Genomic DNA, 16,371 nt, shown 5'->3' with positions numbered 1-16,371 from the left:
CCCGACGTCGTGCAGAAGGTGATCGATACGTTCGTCGCACATCGCCTTGAAGGCGAGCGCTTCATCGACACCTACGACCGCATCGGCATCGCGCCGTTCAAGGAGCGCGTGTACGCCTCGCGCCAGCCGGCGCACGCCTGAACCTGCACGCAACGAGAGACGGGAGTGAAGCAAATGGCTTTGATCATCAGGAATCGCGAGATCGTTGAAGACGGCTGGCAGGTCGTGCGCGCGGCCGAAGACGGCACGCTGCCCGAAGTCGGGGCACTGCCCGCGGGCCAGGTCATCGTGCCGCTCGCGCTGTGGCAGGCGCAGCGCGACGCGCTGGTGGCCTCGCGCAGCCGGGAAGAACTCGGTGTATGGCTTGCGCCGGAGAGCGAACCGGCCGATATCGTGGGCGATTTCGGTAAGGTAGCGCTGATCGCGGTGGACTTCCCGGTGTTTCGCGACGGCCGCGGTTATTCGACGGCGCGTCTGCTGCGCGAGCGCTACGGCTACCAGGGCGAACTGCGCGCGATCGGCGACGTGCTGCGCGACCAGTTGCGCTTCTACGAGCGCTGCGGCTTCGACGCGTACGCGCTGCGCGCCGACAAGGATCTGCACGACGCGCTGAAGGCGTTCACGGAGTTCACGGTGCAGTATCAGGGCGCGTTCGACGAGCCTTCGCCGCTGTTCCGCAGACGGCATGCAAGATAGTCGGTGAGAGGGAAACGGGAGCGCGCGCAGGAAAGGCGCGCTGCTAGACCTTGCCGCTACGCGGGGCAAACGCCCTGCCGATCATCAGCACCGAAGGCTGCGTCGGATCGAACCACGCGCTTGCCGCGCCTTCCGCGAGACCGGCAAGCGTAATCGTCAGCATGCGCTCGCGCGGCGTGCTGCAAGCCTCGACGACGGCCACCGGCGTATCGCCGCTGCGACCTTCGGCTATCAATTGGCGGGCGATATCGGCCGCGCTGTTGCGGCCCATGTAGAACACCAGCGAATCGGCTTTGACAGACTGGGGGAATTCGGCGGAATCCGCCGCGCGGCTGCAGGTGGCAAGCACCACGCTGCGCGCTACGCCACGCAGCGTCAGCGGACGACGCAACGCGGCAGCGCCTGCAAGCGCCGCCGTGATGCCTGGCACAACTTCGTATTCGATACCTGCCGCTTCGAGCGCGCGCATCTCTTCGTCGGCGCGGCCGAACAGCATCGGATCCCCGCCCTTGAGACGCACGACCACGTCGTACTTGCGCGCCGCGTCGACGATCAACCGGTCGATGTCGGCCTGGGCGGTCGAATGCTGGCCGCACCGTTTGCCGACAGCCATCCGCTTCGTTTGCAGACCTGCATGATCGAGCATGGCCGGTTCGACCAGCGCGTCGTGCAGCACGACGTCGGCCATGGCCAGGAGGCGTGCGCCCCGCACCGTGATGAGGTCGGCGGCCCCTGGCCCCGCGCCGATCAGATAGACCTTGCCCATCAGTTGCCGGCGAAGACGTTGCAGAAGCTCACCGGGCCGACGCAGGCCGCCCGCGCGTGGGCCGCCGGTGCGCCAGCCGCCGACGTGCCCGACATCGTGACGCCGCCCACCGCGCTTTGCGCATCCTGCGCGGCGATTTTGGCCTCTACGGCCTGCACGTCCTGCGGGTAGTTGTCGCCATTGGTATTCGGGTTGTAGCCGGCCTTCTCCATGCGAACGAGTTCCGCGCGCACTTCCGCGCGCGTCACGGGCTGGGTGCTTTGAGCGAACGTCAGCAGCGGGGTGGAGAGGGCACAGAGGGCAATCGTCAGCTTCGCAAGCGTCTTCATGATGGACTCCTTGTTGGTCAATGGGCGGAAACGGCGAAAGAGGTGTTTCCGTCGGCTCGCATTTCACATTTCGCAGATCGTGTAGAGCGTTGAAGTGCGGAGCCGATGTACAAAGAGTAATCAGGAAGGCTGAGCGCGAAAAATACCAACTTGCGATGCGCGCCATGCTGCCGGGTTATGGCAGAGCGGCAACACGGTGTTGCGGCGGCACCTGCCACAAGACCACGCTGCCTGGACCTTCCTCGACTTGCCGATCTTACTGATAGCTCATCGTGAAGGTCGACAGCGCACTCACGTTGCCGCCCGATACGGGGCCAGTGGAAATGTAGCGTGCAGTAAGCGGAATGTTCGTGGTGCTGGCTGAAGCCCCGACGTACCACTGATTGGGATTGCCTGCCACAGCCGAATCGGCGCCGTAACCGACCGGTGTGCCGTTGTTCAGGATCTGCACGGCCACGCCGTGCGCGGTCGTACCGGGCGCGGCGGTGAGCGTGCTCGTCCGGTTCGCCGGGTTGGTCGCGTCCGAGAGCGTCACATACACGTTCGCGCCAGCCTGGCACGAAAGCCCGATGCTGAAATTCGCGGTGCCGGCAGACGTGCCGACCGGCAGGAGGTTGTTCACCGTGACCGGCGGCAAGGTGACGTTCGGGTTGGAGGTGACGCTGCATGCGGTCGCCGTGACGGTCGTGCCGGGACTGATGGTGAACGTTGCCGAGACGGTCGGGAAGCAATCGCCGGTAAAGGTTTCGGTCATGGAAGGAAGCGACGTCAGCACGCCAGGCTGAACCGGGCCCGTGACGACGAGATCGGCGCGCACATAATTCGCAGACCCGCCACTCGTTGGAGGCGTGAACGAATAACTGGTGGGCACGACTTCCCAGCTGCCGTTCCAGCCGGACGTTTGCCGGAATTGCACGCCAACACCGGCGAGATTGGTCTGGTAGACATTGGTAGTGCCAGGCACGAGCGTTCCATTCACGGTCGTGGTCCTGGTAGCCGTGCACGTGACACCGCTAGTGGCGATGCCCGCGTTGTTCGATGCCATGTTGGCGAACAGCGTGTTTGGCACCGCATCACGCGGCGCGGACATAGAGGACGCAAACGACATGACAAGCGCGCCGGCGCCATAATTGGGAAACGTCAGCGTGCCCGCCGAGGCCTGCCCGCATGCGAACAATGCTGCCAGGCTGACGAAAAGCGTCGCGAGGCCGGATGCGGCCTTCCGGGTCAATCGGAGCAGAGGGAAGCGTGCGCGTTGCGAGCGTACTTTCATGGCGGAGCGGCGGGTCGGTGTAAAAGTATTCATTGCCGGGATTCCTCAACTTGATTACCGAGCGTGGCTATGCTGGTGTTCGTGGTACCGGCGGTGGGTACGGTGCCCTCGCTGCGCATATCGCAAACCGCCTCCGTGCGTGCGTAGCCGCCCTGATCGCTACCTTTGGGCGGTAACCGGTAGTGGACCGGGCAGCTTTCGTCCGCGCCGTCGCCCCATTTCATCGTGAGCGCGCCTTCGTCTGTCACGCCGCTTACGAATGCGAGCCCGTCCTGTCCCACGGCGCCCACGTTGGCGCCGCTTGCGTCGAAAACGTCTGCGCCGAACGGCACGGCTGCGCCGTTGGGCTGCTTCGCCGTGATCATGGCCGAGCGGCCCGTCACCGTATCGAAGTGCACCATCACCACGGAGTTGGCGCGCGGAGCGACTTGCTCGCTCGTGGACTTGAGCTGCACTTCGGTCGGCAGGCCCGTGGGGTTCAGGCTGATCGTATTCAACTGGTATGGCGTGACGTAAGGAACGACGGCGTAACCCTGCGCGTCAACGCGCACACCGGGGGCGTTTTCGACCCGCGCGCCCTCGGCGCCCTTCGCTTCGACTACGGCAATGGTATCGCCCATGCTGTTGGCCAGCGTGACGCCGCCCGGATGCGCGACCACCGCGCCAGAAGCGTTCGCCGAGACCTGCGAGGTTTGCGGGCCGCCGCTGGCGCTCATGCCGAGCAGCGCGTACGGACTGCGGTATTGCACACTTCCGCTTGCAAGGGGCGAACCGGCGGTCTGGCTCGCGTTCACTCCGTAGCTCAACTGATTGTCCGCACCGGCTGTACCTGTCAGCATCGTCTGCACGGAAGCGTTATCGCCGCTTGCAACGTTCGTCGACAGCTGCGGCGCATGCGGTGTTTTGCCAAGCGGGATCGACACGGAAGCAAAGACCTGGTTGTTGAGCGAGCCGTCGACGTTATCGCGCTGACGCGAAAGCGAAAGGTTGAAGGCGATGTTCGTGCTCGCAATGCGCGCGGTGTTGCTATAACCCGCCTGGAACTGCATGGTGGTGCCGCTCTGGTTCCAGTAGTGCAGCGCCGAGCCGCTCAGATAAGCCGAGCCCCAGTGTTCGCCGAGACTTTGGCTCATCGTGATCTGAAGCTGCCCGCGCTGACGCAGGACCTGATCGGTGCTCTGTCCGTTCATCGCGTAGTCGCGCATCATCATCGCGTCGCGCAGCGACAGGTAGCCGTCGGACGAATAGCGATAGGCGCCGACCGTCAGATTGGTGCCGGTGCTCTCCACATTCTTGCTGTAGCCAAGACGCAGGCTTTGCCCGCTCGACACGCTCGCCCCAGGGAGGTTCGTGCGCGCATGTGTAAGGTCGAGCGAAAACGCGCCAACAGGCGTGTTGAGGCCCGTGCCCATCAGCGCGGCCAGATAGCCTTGTGCGCCAACGGTGCCCGCGTAGCCCGTGATCAGATTGTTGAAGCCGTGCTGCACCGTCGCTTGAAAGAGCGACGGGTGACTGCCGATCTGTGCGTCGCGCAGTTGGCCCGCCGTGAATTCATAGCGTGTCGCACCAGCGCGCAGCAATTGCGTGACCGCTGCATAAGGCACCGTGAAACTGTGTTCGCTGCCGTCGGCTTCCGTGACGGTGACGAGCAGATCGCCGCGGTACCCGGTCGCATAGAGATCGTCGATTTCGAACGCGCCGGGCGCGACGGTCGTTTCATACAGCTTGTTGCCGTTCTGCGTGACCGTTACGCGCGCGTTCGAGTTGGCGACGCCGCGAATGACCGGCGCGTAGCCGCGCATCGAGTCGGGCAGCATGCGGTCGTCGCTTGCGAGTTCGACGCCGCGAATTCCGATGCTGTCGAACACGGTGCCGTCGGTGAAAGCATCGCCCACCGTGAGCTGCCCGCGTATCGAAGGCAGATCGTGCTGCACGTAGGTGGCGACGTTCTGATATTCGCGCGTGCCATTCGAACCGAAACTGAGCGACCCATCATGGCGCAGGTGCCAGTTGCCGACATTGACGCCGCCGTTGAGCCCGACGTACGTTTGCGAACTCGTCGCGCCGCCGCTCGAAAAACGGTAGCTATTGACGTTGTAGCCAAGCGTAGCGGAGGTGACGCCTGTCTGCCACAGTTCCGGGTTGACCCAGCCCTGAGGATTGCGAAGCAGCGCCGCTTGGGGAACGCTCAGATCGAGCCTGAACTGAAGCGGGTCATACGTGTAGGTCGCGCCTTCCACGAGATCGGCGAGCAGGACGCATGCGTTGCTGTCCAGCTTCGCGAGTTGGGCGCGCTGCGATTCGCCAAATACGGCGGTGTTGACGGCCATGCGTTCGACGAGCTGCTTGTCGAGACACATCGTGGCGCTGCCACTGCCTTCCTGGGCGGCGAATCGCACGCGGGTACGCCCGATACTGTTCCCGTTCAGGTAAAGTTCGACGTCGTAGCTGCCCGGAGAGACGAGATTGCCGCGCTCGAAGCGCGAAACGTCCACCTGCTCTTGAGCCGCGCCCCTGAGAAACTGGCTTTCGAACTGCACTTGCGCGCCGTCTGCTTGAGCGTGCGCGAGCCCCGAACCCCACACAGCCATCGTGGCAAGCACAACGAGATACACGCGCCGCAAGGCGGGGCGGCTGGCGCGTTGTGAAGTGTTCGTTGGGGTACGCATGGCGGGTATTTCCGAAAAGTGCGATGACCTGGTGCAGTTCTGGCGTTATTTCGCGTGCGGTTGCGTCGTGCCGGCGACGCCTGCGCCGTAGTCGTTGATGAACGTGTAGTTCACGGAATCGGGGGTGTCTGACGACGGCGAAACCTTGCCGAGATCGAAATCCGCCGTGCCGCGCGGCTCGACCATGCCCGCACGATCGTTGGTCCACGCCCCGCCGCCTGCATGCGCGGTGACCGTCGTGAAGTTCACGTAGTACGGAGTGGGGTTGACGGCTTCGAGCGCGCAATGACCGTCGTTTTTGCGCACGAATTTCCAGCTGACTTGCGACGCCGCGTCGTTGGCGTTGCCGGGCAAACCCACGGGCCGATAGAACAGCTTGATGCGCGTGCGGAACGCGAGCTGCATGGAATTCGGTGCGTCGGGCGACGGCGCCGCGCGCGGAGGAACTTCCAGCACGTTCAGCCAGAACACCGACTCGCGGTCCTGCGGGAGTGCTCCGCCCGTGTAGAGGACACGCAAGCTCTGCGTCTTCTTCGGGTCGAGGCGAAAGATCGGCGGCGCAACGGCAAAAGGCGCTTTTGAGGTTTGCGGCGTGGCGTTCGCGTCTCCGTCATCCAGCCAGGTTTGCACGAGCGCGGGCTGCGGGCCATCGTTGGAGATCTTGACCACAACTTCTCGCTCGTTGGACGGATAGACCACTCGCGTGCCCCCGACCACGACGCTTGCCTGTACCGCCGAAACTCCCAGTGCCAATGCGCATGCGAGCGTTACTGCCTTCGTCATCTTTCTCGTAATCATTTTGCACTCCAAATTATATTGGCCGGTGGTATGAAATCATGGGACAACGCACTACCGGCCTAGCGATCGATTACTGGTAGGAGATCGAGTAGGTGGTGTACGTCGACACCGGGCCCGAACCGGCCTTGCCCGTTGCCTTGTACTGAGCCGTGTAGTTCAGAGTGGCGTTGCCGGAAGAAACCGAAACCGGCGTCTGGCCTTGCGTGCCGCCGCTTTGCAGTGCGATCGGCGTGCCGCTGGCCGTGCTCAGCGCGACTTGTACGTTGGGTGCGCCACCGGCGGCGGTGTTGACGAGATTGCCGGTGGACATGTCGACGTGGTCCATGTCGTCAAAGTACGCGATCGCGGTGCCTGCGCCCTGAACCGGGGTGCAATTCGTCAGCGCAATCGTGAACGGCGTGGCGCCGGCCGTGGCGCCTGCGGTGGTCAGCGTCGAAGCCGAAACGGTGGGCAACTGCACCGAAATGTTCGGCGAACCGGCATTGATGCTGCAGGTCGTCGAGGTGACCTGGCCGTTGATCGTGATGGTGCCGTCGTAGGCGAACGCGCCTGCCGAGGCAACCGCAAACAGCGCGCCAACGGCGGCTGCGATGGCGATTTTCTTGCTCATGTTCTGCAATTCCTTCAGGTTTGGAAACATTGTGATTACGATTTACGCCGTGAAAGGTGCATGCCGTGAAGATGAGGCTGCCGATCGGTGTTGGAGCAGATTGGCCCGTCTTTCAAGGCCATATACGCTTCCCGGCGCAGTTCTTATCGTATGCGGGAGGGGATTTATGAGATATGGGACTAGTTCGGAAGCAGCTTTGGGTTGACATGCCGACTTGCGTGGCGGCGAAAAATGGGGTTGTCGATGTTTCGCCCCGATTCATGTATCCGTCATGGCGCTCGTGCCGGAAGCCGGCGAGCGGCGGCCACTCAAGCTGGGCCGCGACGTGCGGGAAATCCGGGCGCTATGGCCGGTTGAAACTGTGCGGGTTGCCAGCCGGGAGGCAAGCGGGTGTCCCGTGAATTCGTCTGAGCACGGATTCTGATCGGAACCGATTTCCGGGTGTTTGCGTGGGGTGGGGCTGGCGCGAAATGGCGCGTTTGGCGTCGCAATGGCGACACTTTCAATACGGCCGGGCGCGGTGGGGGGAGTGGCGGTGTCCGGGTATCCCTTCCACCGTTGATTGTTCAGCTATGCAGAGGACTTCGGTTACGGATGCGCTCAGGCCTCTTCCTGATCGGACTTTGCCATCGCCGCTTTACCGGTACGGGTCCGCTTGGGAGCCTGCGCTTGCGGCCTGGGTGTCGCGCTCGACGGGCTTTGCGTCGTCGTCTCGATGACGAGATCGAACAGCGCCTGATTGCTCGGCGAAAGCGAGCGCCCCTTGTTCCAGACCATATGCAGCGGTCGTTCGATGCGCAGATCCTCGACCTCGATGATCGTCAGCTCACCGCGGCGCAGTTCGTTGCTGACGCTCAGCACCGATACATAGGCGAGCGCGTGCTGGGCAAGCAGCATGCGCTTGATGGCCTCCGTGTCGCTCACCGACATGAGCGGCTCGATGCGCAGCCCCGCGTGGGCATACGCTTCCTCGACGATGGCCCGCGTTCCCGAGCCGGGCTCGCGCATGAGGACCACCTGGTCGACCAGCTCGTTGGCGGTGAGGCGCGCGCCCGCGCGGGGATGGCCCGCTGCCGCCACGACCGCGATTTCGTCGGAGCCGATGCGCCGGGCGTGCAGCAGCGTGTCGTCGAACGGCCCTTCGACGAAGCCGAGCGTGAACGTGAGATCGCGCAGCCCGGCTTCGACACGCTCCGTGTTCGTTACCGTGAGGTCGATCGCCACGCGCGGCCAGGCCGCGTTGAAGCGCGCCAGAACATCGGGCACGAAGTACACGCCTAGCGTCGCGCTCGCGCCGATCTTCATGTGGCCGGCGCCGAGTCCCGCCAGTTCTCGCAACTGGCTTTCCGCGCCGTCGGCCAGCGTAAAGATGCGATCGGCGTAATCGAACAGCATCTTGCCGGCTTCGGTGAGCGCGACGCCGCGCGGCAGGCGATCGAACAGGATCAGGCCAACGCGGTCTTCCAGTTCGCGTATCTCGCGCGTCACGGCCGGCTGACTCACATGCAGCCGTTCGGCGCCGGCGCTGATACTGCCCACGCGGGCGACTTCGTAGAACGCAAGGAGGTGAGTGAAGTTCATGTCAAGGTCCGTTCAGGATCTGCCCGGGCGCTCAGGCTGCCCGCCGCTTATGTCTGCTTATGTCCGCTTATGCCGGTTTGGCGCGCTTGCGCGGAGCCGCGGGGCGCCGGCGCTCGACACGCATCCGGTACTGGAAGTTGCCGCCGCGAAAGTACAGGTATTCGAAATCGAGCGGCTTGCCTTGGCTGTCTTGCGTCAGCCGCTCGATGCGCAGCAGCGGCGCGTTCGTTTTGATTTCCAGCGCGCGGGCGATTGCGCTTTCGGCCGCAACGGCGTCGATGCTCAAGTCCGCACCGCCCAGCGCGATACCGCAGTCGTTTTCCAGAATCAGAAAGATGTCGCGGCTCGCGAGATCGGCGCGTTGCAGGCGCTTGCCGATCGCTTCCGGAACAAACGTGATTTCATAGGAGACGGGCCGACGTTCGAGCAGCCGCACGCGATGGATTTCCGCCACGAGCGTCTGCACTTCGAGGCCAAGTTTTTCCGCCACTTGAGCCGATGCCGGCACAAAGCGGAACTGCACGACACGATTGAGGATCTCCTGCCCGGCGGCGGACATCGCTTCGGCAAATCCCTGCAGCGAGGTGACATCCTGAAACGCCTTCGGTTGCGAGACGAACGAACCTTTGCCGTGGACCTTGAAGATCAGCCCTTCTCTTTGCAGGTCGCCCAGCGCCTGGCGGATCGTGATGCGGCTGACTTCGAACATCGTCTGCAGTTCGCTCTCCGAAGGCATGCGGCTCATCGGCGGATAGTCGCCGTCGAGTATGCCGGTGCGCAGCGCGTTCTTGACCTGGACGTAGAGCGGAACCGGCGAATCGATTTCGAAGGCGGGGGAGCTGGACGTCATGGTCGGCGAGAGAGCAAAGCGGCGATCGATGGCTTGTGCGGACGTGGGGCAGGGCGATTATACGCTGTGCCTCCGCTGCCGTTCCCGGCGGCCTGTCCAGCGGACAGGCCTGGGCGAGCAGATTGACCCGATCAACTTGTTATGACATGATAGAACATGTAGCGTTCATCATTTCCCACGGTAGAAAACCATCGAATTCACCTTCTGGCTCTTTGCCGTCGCGTTAGGCTCCAGCGCGCTGGGCGGCATGCTCGGCATGGCAAGCGGTCTCTTCATCGTGCCTGCGTTGACCGTGTTCGGCCATATGAACATGCACGTGGCCGTGGGCGCGAGCCTTGTTTCCGTGATCGCCTGTTCGAGCGGCAGCGCAGCGTCGTATCTGCGCGCCCGCCTGACCAACGTGCGGCTCGCCGTGCTGCTGGAAAGCGGCACGACGCTCGGCGCGTTGACCGGCGTGTTGCTCGCCGGCGTGGTGCCGGTGAGGGCGCTCGACTTTCTGTTCGCGGGCATCATGCTCATCTCCGCGTGGCAGATGTTCGTGCAGCGGGTCGAGCGGAGCATGGCCTCGACCGATCAGGCTGAGCGCGTCGCGTCCGCACGCCTGGCACTCGGCAGCAGCTATCCCGATCCGCTAACAGGACGCGAGATTCGCTATTCCGTGGGCCGCGTGCACTGGGCCCTCTCGCTGATGTACGTGGCGGGCCTGGTTTCCGCATTGCTCGGCATCGGCAGCGGTGTCCTGAAGATTCCTGCGATGGATGTGGCGTTGCGCTTGCCCATCAAGGTGTCCACGGCCACGTCCAACTTCATGATCGGCGTGACCGCCGCCGCGAGCGCATGCGCCTATTTTTTGCGCGGCGAGATTGTTACGTCGATTGCCGCGCCGATTGCGCTGGGGTCCGTCGCAGGCGCCGTACTCGGCGCACGTGTGCTGATGAAAGTTTCGAGCCAGCGTTTGCGGCACTTCTTCGTCGCTGTGCTCATTCTGGTCGCGCTGCAGATGTTCCTGCAGGGCTGCAACCTTCACCTGTTCTGAAGTTCGCGCAATGATTCGGATTCGCCCGAAAACCGGGGTACTGGCCGGCGGCGTCGGTTTGGAACGGCTGCTGGCCGCGCTGCTTCAATATGGAACGTGGGTGGGCTCGTTCGTAATGGCGACGGGCATCGTGCTGCGCGCTTCAGGATTCGAATCCGCCATGCGAGCAGGCAGCGTTGCGATGACGGCCGGCGTCTGCATCGTCATCGTGCTGCCCGTTGCGAGACTCGTGCTGATGCTCGCCGTCTATCTGGCCGGGCGCGAATATCGTTTCGCGTGGATTGCCGCTTTCGTGCTGCTCATCGTGGCCGCGGGCTGCGTGGCGGGCGTCAGGCTCGGGCCGCTCGCGGGGTAAAGCCCATTGGCGGGGCAGGGCTGCCATCACTTGAAAATCCCGGTGCGCTGCGTCGCTTCCGGAAACTGTCGCGTTTCGCGAACCGAAAGCGGATGCCACAAGCGCGCGCCGCCTTCTATGCCTCGTTCGTTCGGCACGACGGCCACGTTCGGCGGCAACTCGAACGTGAGGCGTGCCGCGTTGCCGCCGCCTATCCACAGCTTGTCGTAGTGCACGAGCGAGCCGAGTATGCCGATAATCTTCTCCACGCGCCGGTTCCAGCGCTTGTTGCCGGCCTTGCGGCGCGCGGCGTCGCCGATGTATTCGTCGTATGCGCGATTCTTGCTGACCGGATGATGCGCCAGTTCCAGATGCGGCATCAGTTCGCCGTCGCGAAACATGGCCGTGCCGGCCCCCGTGCCGAGCGTCAGCACGAACTCAAGGCCGCGTCCTTCGATAGCCGCGAGGCCCTGCATTTCCGCGTCGTTGATCATGCGCACGGACGGATTGCCGAGGCGCTTGCCGAGCATCTGCGCGAGCGGCACGTTGCTCCAGCCCTCTGTGCCGAGATGCGGTGCCGTCAGCACGTGATTGTTGCGCACGAAACCCGGGAAGCCGATTGAAACGTGAGTGGCCGGATACGCCTTGACCAGCGGTTCGACGAGCGTGTAGAGCGTATCGACGAGCTGGGCCGGCGTGCAGGGATGGGGCGTTGCCACGCGCACGCGCTCGGTGCGCATGGTGCCCTGCGCGTCGATGATGGCCGCTTTGAGACCGGTGCCGCCTACGTCGATGGAGAGTATGTTTTCGATGTCTGTCGATGACGGCACCGTGCCGGTCGTGCGCTTTTTTGTCTTGTGAGTCTTGCTTGTCTCGCTGCGGGTCGTGGCCACATGGTCCTCCGTCGTTCGTCTGTGCGCCGCAAAGGCTTCAATTTAATTCGTCATGCTTATTTCGTGTCCGTCCCGGTCGGGGTCGGCGCACGCCATGCGCGACCGTCGCGCGCCAGCAGCGCATCCGCTTCGGCCGGCCCCGCGCTGCCCGCGGCGTAGCCGTGCAAGGCAATCGCACCGCCGCGCTTCGGATGCAGCACATCGTCCACCGCGGCCCACGTCGCTTCGATGCTGTCCGCGCGCTGAAAGAGCGTCTCGTCGCCCAGCATGCAGTCGTATAGCAGCGTTTCGTAACCGACGTTGGCCGGCTCACGAAAGAAGTCGTCGTAGTCGAACGACGATCGCACCGCGCCGATCCGCATGACCGGCCCCGGGGTCTTGACGTTGAAGTCGAAGCTCGTGCCGTGTGAGGGATCGATACGCAGCGTCATGACATTGGGCGTCAGCGCATCCACGGGCGTATCGCGGAAGAGCCGGAACGGCACGCTTTTCAGCTGCACCGAAATCTCCGTGCGCCGCGCGCCCAGACGCTTGCCGGTACGCAGATAGAACGGGACACCCGCCCAGCGCCAGTTGTCGATCTGCACGCGGGCGGCGGCATAGGTTTCGGTCCGGCTGTCCTTCGCGACATTGGGCTCGTCGCGATAGGCCATGCCCGCAGGCCCTTTTTCGTATTGCCCGAAGACCACGTCTTCCGGCGCGAGCGGCTTGAGCGCGTCGAAGATTTCCGCCTTCTTGTCGCGCACGGCTTCGGCCGAGAACGAATTCGGCGGCTCCATGGCGACCATGCCAAGCAGCTGGAACAGGTGATTCGGCACCATGTCGCGGAACGCGCCGGTCTGCTCGTAAAAGCTGCCGCGCCCTTCCACGCCGATCACTTCCGATGCCGTGATCTGCACGCTGTCGATGTACTCGCGCCGCCAGATCGGCTCGAATAACGCGTTGGCGAAGCGCACGGCCAGAATGCTCTGCACGGTATCCTTGCCGAGAAAGTGGTCGATACGGTAGACCTGCGATTCCTTCATGAAGCTCAGCAGATGCTGGTTCAGGTCGCGCGCCGAGGCGAGGTCGGTGCCGAACGGCTTTTCGATCACGACACGGCGGAACGGGCCGCTGCCGCCGTCGTCTTCCTGCAGCAAACCGGCCTTGCCGAGGCGTTCGACGATCGGCTTGAAGAAGCGTGCGCCCACCGCGAGGTAGAACACGACGTTGCCTTGCGCGTTGCCGCCGAGCGGTTGTAGCTGTTGTGCAAGGCGCTGGTATGCGCCGTCGTCCTCGAAATCGCCCGCCATGTAGGTGAGGCGTTGCGCGACCCAGTTCCAGGCGCTGTCGTCGAGCTTGCCGGCGTGAAAGGTGCTGGCCTTGTCGGCGGCGAACTTTTGCAGCGCACTATGCAGATCCTCGCACCACGCTTGCGTCGAGCGGTCGCCGTGATTGACGCCGATGATCCGCATGCCGTTGTCGAGCAGGCCGTCCACGGCGAGGTTGTACAGCGCGGGCATGAGCAGACGCTGGGTCAGATCGCCGCCCGCGCCGAAGATCACGAGCGTGCAGGGCGGCGCGGGATGCTTGCCGGCCGGCGAGGCGGGCGCGCCGTGCGGATGCGAGGCCACTTTGGCGCTGGCCGGCGGCAGGGAGGAATCGCGGGGAGGCAGGTTGGGCGGCATGATGGCTCTGCAGTTGACCGAAATAATCCCGGGTAGCAATCGCCGTGCCGCAACGCCATTCTGCGCATGCTGCAACACCGCGCCGCGAATGGCTGCGCCGCGTTGCAGGCAGTCGATCGCCAGCGATCTACGCTACCAGAACAGCCTTCGCGCCGTCGAGCGATTCGTCAGCCATGGCCGGTTCGATCTCGTCGTAACAGAAATCGTCACGCCGCCATGGCGACGAGGCGCGCGATTGCCGATCCGAATGATTATGTTATAACATAACATTTTCAGAGGCGCGGCATGGCTGCCGGCACCATGCGGGTCACGGCCGCCGTCGATACCCCCTGATACGCGAGGAGTCATTCCATGGATGCACGACTGCCGGTGACGGTTCTTTCCGGTTTTCTGGGCGCGGGCAAGACCACGCTGCTGAACCACATCCTGAACAACCGGGAAGGGCGGCGCGTTGCGGTCATCGTCAACGACATGAGCGAGGTGAACATCGACGCGGCGCTGGTCCGCGAAGGCGGCGCGCAACTGTCGCGCACCGACGGGAAGCTCGTCGAGATGAGCAACGGCTGCATTTGCTGCACGCTGCGCGAGGATTTGCTGCTGGAGGTCAATCGTCTCGCGAAGGAGGGGCGCTTCGATCAGCTCGTGATCGAGTCGACGGGCATTTCGGAGCCGCTCCCCGTGGCCGAGACATTCACGTTCGCCGACGAAAGCGGCCGGAGTCTCTCCGAGGCCGCGCGGCTCGACACGATGGTCACGGTAGTCGACGCGTTCAATTTCCTGCGCGACTACAGCTCGCAAGACAGCCTGCACGCGCGCGGCGAGTCGCTTGGCGACGAAGACCACCGCACGGTCGTGGACTTGCTGATCGAGCAGATCGAATTCTGCGACGTGATCGTCCTGAACAAGATCGATCTGGTCGACGAGACCGACCGCAGCCGGTTGATGGCCATCCTGCACAGTCTCAATCCGCGTGCGCGCATCGAGATTTCGACATTCGGCCGGGTGCCGCTCGATCGCGTGCTGGACACGAAGCTGTTCGACTTCGAGGAAGCCTCGAAGTCGCCCGGATGGCTCAGGGAACTGCGCGGCGAGCATAAGCCGGAGACCGAACAATACGGTATCCGTAGCTTTGTGTGGCGCGCACGGCGCCCCATGCATCCGCGGCGGTTCTGGGACCTCGTGAACAGCGAATGGCTTGGCGTGGTGCGCTCCAAAGGTTTCTTCTGGCTCGCGAGCCGGCCGGCCCACGCCGGTTCGTGGTCGCAGGCGGGGGCTGTCTGCCGCCACGGCATGGCCGGGCTGTGGTGGGCGGCAGTGCCGAAGCCGCACTGGCCGACGGATCCCGAGTCGCTCGCCTTCATCGAGGGCAACTGGGATCCGAACGTCGGCGATGCGCGTCAGGAACTGGTGCTGATTGGCGTCGACACGGACGAGCACGCGATGCGTGGGCGCCTGGACGCGTGTCTGCTCACCGACGCCGAGATGGCCGAAGGGCCGCAGGCATGGGGCCGCTTTGCCGATCCCTTCCCGGCATGGGGCGTGCGTCAGCCGGAGGAGGCGGGGACCGCGTGAGCCCGACGACCGGCGCAAGCAGTGGCCGCTCAGCTGTGGCCACGCTCATGCCGCCGATCACTTTCCCGTGGAATTCCGCTGAACGAGGGCCGCGCGCAGGATGCCGGGCGGCAGGGTCCGCGGGCTCTCTCCGTCGATCAGGGCGATGAGCCGGTGCGCGGCGGCGCGCCCGAGTGCGTCGCCAGGCAACGCCACGCTGGTAAGGGTGGGCGAGGTCACGGACGAGGCGGGAAGATCGTCGAAGCCTGCCACCGCGAGATCCTCGGGCACGCGGATCCCTTCCTGGGCGCATGCGGCGAGCACGCCGTGCGCGAGCGTGTCGGCGCAGACCACGACCACCGTGACTCCCTCGGCGCGCCACCCCGGCCACGCGCGGCGGAACGCGAGCGCTGCGGCGCGAAGGTCGGGCCCGCTGCGCGCGTCCTCTCCGCCCACCACGGTCATGCCTTGCCGTTCGGCCACTTCCTGCAAGCGCTTCCTGCGTAGAACATAGGTGGTGGAGGGCGTCGTGCTGTCGAGATAGCCCATCTTCCGGTGGCCGCGCGCCGCCAGGTGGCCGACGAGTTCCTCGATGCCGGGGCCGATGTCGTAGTTCACCGTGACCGCGCGCTTCTCCATTCCCGGCGCATCGAGCAGCACCACGGGCGTTCCCGCGGGAAACCGGTCCATGAACCGGGGGGCCGGCGCATAAGCCAGCAGGCCGGCCGGACGCAATGCGGAGAGCCGCAGGATGTCCTCGCTGGTCGGCAACGCGCCGCGAGATGCGGCGGAAAGCAGGAGCTGAAAGCGGTCTCCCAACTCTTCCTGAATGCCCTGGATCACCTGGCCGAAGAACGGATTGCACAGGTCGGGCGCGAGCATCGCGACGATGTTGCTGGTTCCGCGCGCGAGGGCGCTGGCCGTGCCGTCGACCACGTAGCCAAGCTCGCGCACCGCTTCCAGCACGCGCGCGGCGTTCTCGTCCGAAACGCGTCCCTGCGCTTTGCCGTTGATGACGAGCGAGACGGTGGCGACGCTCGTGCCCGCCCGGCGGGCGACCATGGCGGCGGTCACGCGCCGGGCACCGTCCGCGAGGGCCGGCGCGGGTTGCTTGCGCACGGCCGCGCCGCGCGAGCCTGGCGCATCAGGCTGACGTTTCATGAGATCTTTAGCGAAAAAACAGCGGGTGAGGCCGCGGCTCGACTCTCCACGAGGGCCGTTCGAGCATGCAAAACGTGGGCCAATCATAACCGATTGGGGTTTGCGAGTGTTTTACGTCAAGCGCTTTACGCCTACGATGTCAAGCGCTTAACGGACA

At 64.4% G+C, this 16,371-nt stretch carries 15 protein-coding genes; 4 read left to right on the top strand and 11 right to left on the bottom strand.

The annotated features are described in order from the left end of the window. The first annotated feature begins 174 nt into the window (after window positions 1-174). Window positions 175-696 (top strand): DUF934 domain-containing protein, encoded by a 522-nt coding sequence (locus tag BAC01S_RS29290; RefSeq protein WP_027797942.1) that lies wholly within the window; start codon window positions 175-177, stop codon window positions 694-696. Window positions 697-739: 43 nt separating this feature from the next. Here the strand turns inward: BAC01S_RS29290 and cobA are convergent, their stop codons facing one another. The 8 genes from cobA to BAC01S_RS29250 all read right to left on the bottom strand — a co-directional run bounded on the left by cobA (window position 740) and on the right by BAC01S_RS29250 (window position 9,572). Next, window positions 740-1,462, bottom strand: a complete 723-nt coding sequence (cobA, locus tag BAC01S_RS33105; RefSeq protein ID WP_043204157.1) for a uroporphyrinogen-III C-methyltransferase — start codon at window positions 1,460-1,462, stop codon at window positions 740-742. Then, the gene (locus BAC01S_RS29280; RefSeq protein ID WP_043204155.1) at window positions 1,462-1,791 is read right to left on the bottom strand and encodes a DUF4148 domain-containing protein; all 330 of its coding nucleotides are present in this window, start codon (window positions 1,789-1,791) and stop codon (window positions 1,462-1,464) included. The genes cobA and BAC01S_RS29280 overlap by 1 nt, the downstream gene beginning before the upstream one ends. Window positions 1,792-2,047: 256 nt before the next feature. After that, window positions 2,048-2,755: a fimbrial protein gene (locus tag BAC01S_RS33455; protein ID WP_218001806.1), complete on the bottom strand. Its 708-nt coding sequence runs from the start codon at window positions 2,753-2,755 to the stop codon at window positions 2,048-2,050. 338 nt (window positions 2,756-3,093) lie between these two features. Then, window positions 3,094-5,733: a fimbria/pilus outer membrane usher protein gene (locus BAC01S_RS33095; protein ID WP_043204153.1), complete on the bottom strand. Its 2,640-nt coding sequence runs from the start codon at window positions 5,731-5,733 to the stop codon at window positions 3,094-3,096. A gap of 45 nt (window positions 5,734-5,778) precedes the next feature. Next, on the bottom strand, window positions 5,779-6,516 hold the full coding sequence (locus BAC01S_RS29265) for a fimbria/pilus periplasmic chaperone (RefSeq protein WP_245616735.1): 738 nt from the start codon (window positions 6,514-6,516) through the stop codon (window positions 5,779-5,781). A gap of 85 nt (window positions 6,517-6,601) precedes the next feature. Next, on the bottom strand, window positions 6,602-7,141 hold the full coding sequence (locus BAC01S_RS29260) for a fimbrial protein (protein ID WP_027797939.1): 540 nt from the start codon (window positions 7,139-7,141) through the stop codon (window positions 6,602-6,604). A gap of 600 nt (window positions 7,142-7,741) precedes the next feature. Next, window positions 7,742-8,722: a LysR family transcriptional regulator gene (locus BAC01S_RS33090; protein WP_043204151.1), complete on the bottom strand. Its 981-nt coding sequence runs from the start codon at window positions 8,720-8,722 to the stop codon at window positions 7,742-7,744. A gap of 67 nt (window positions 8,723-8,789) precedes the next feature. Continuing rightward, complete coding sequence (locus BAC01S_RS29250; RefSeq protein WP_027797938.1) at window positions 8,790-9,572, bottom strand: GntR family transcriptional regulator; 783 nt, start codon at window positions 9,570-9,572, stop codon at window positions 8,790-8,792. A 247-nt stretch (window positions 9,573-9,819) separates the two neighbouring features. Here BAC01S_RS29250 and BAC01S_RS29245 point away from each other — a divergent pair, with 247 nt between their 5' ends. Together BAC01S_RS29245 and BAC01S_RS29240 are read left to right on the top strand one after the other, a co-directional pair. Further along, a complete protein-coding gene (locus BAC01S_RS29245; RefSeq protein WP_084168981.1) occupies window positions 9,820-10,608 on the top strand; it encodes a sulfite exporter TauE/SafE family protein in 789 nt (262 codons plus the stop codon). Between the two features lie 10 nt (window positions 10,609-10,618). Continuing rightward, window positions 10,619-10,963, top strand: coding sequence for a hypothetical protein (locus BAC01S_RS29240; protein ID WP_043204150.1), 345 nt, complete (start codon window positions 10,619-10,621; stop codon window positions 10,961-10,963). 26 nt (window positions 10,964-10,989) lie between these two features. Here the strand turns inward: BAC01S_RS29240 and BAC01S_RS29235 are convergent, their stop codons facing one another. Together BAC01S_RS29235 and zwf are read right to left on the bottom strand one after the other, a co-directional pair. Further along, window positions 10,990-11,772, bottom strand: a complete 783-nt coding sequence (locus BAC01S_RS29235) for an ROK family protein (RefSeq protein ID WP_027797935.1) — start codon at window positions 11,770-11,772, stop codon at window positions 10,990-10,992. A gap of 119 nt (window positions 11,773-11,891) precedes the next feature. Further along, window positions 11,892-13,502: a glucose-6-phosphate dehydrogenase gene (gene zwf / locus BAC01S_RS29230; RefSeq protein WP_043204149.1), complete on the bottom strand. Its 1,611-nt coding sequence runs from the start codon at window positions 13,500-13,502 to the stop codon at window positions 11,892-11,894. Window positions 13,503-13,853: 351 nt separating this feature from the next. Here zwf and zigA point away from each other — a divergent pair, with 351 nt between their 5' ends. Further along, window positions 13,854-15,074 (top strand): zinc metallochaperone GTPase ZigA, encoded by a 1,221-nt coding sequence (gene zigA, locus BAC01S_RS29225; protein ID WP_027797933.1) that lies wholly within the window; start codon window positions 13,854-13,856, stop codon window positions 15,072-15,074. Between the two features lie 57 nt (window positions 15,075-15,131). Here the strand turns inward: zigA and BAC01S_RS29220 are convergent, their stop codons facing one another. Then, on the bottom strand, window positions 15,132-16,214 hold the full coding sequence (locus tag BAC01S_RS29220) for a LacI family DNA-binding transcriptional regulator (RefSeq protein ID WP_156954575.1): 1,083 nt from the start codon (window positions 16,212-16,214) through the stop codon (window positions 15,132-15,134). Window positions 16,215-16,371 lie beyond the last annotated feature (157 nt).

Origin of the sequence: Paraburkholderia acidipaludis NBRC 101816 (genome assembly GCF_000684975.1) — a bacterium.
Taxonomy (GTDB): Bacteria; Pseudomonadota; Gammaproteobacteria; order Burkholderiales; family Burkholderiaceae; genus Paraburkholderia; species Paraburkholderia acidipaludis.
The sequence above is the reverse complement of the archived record's forward strand: the minus strand, read 5'-3'. Positions and strand labels throughout refer to the sequence as shown.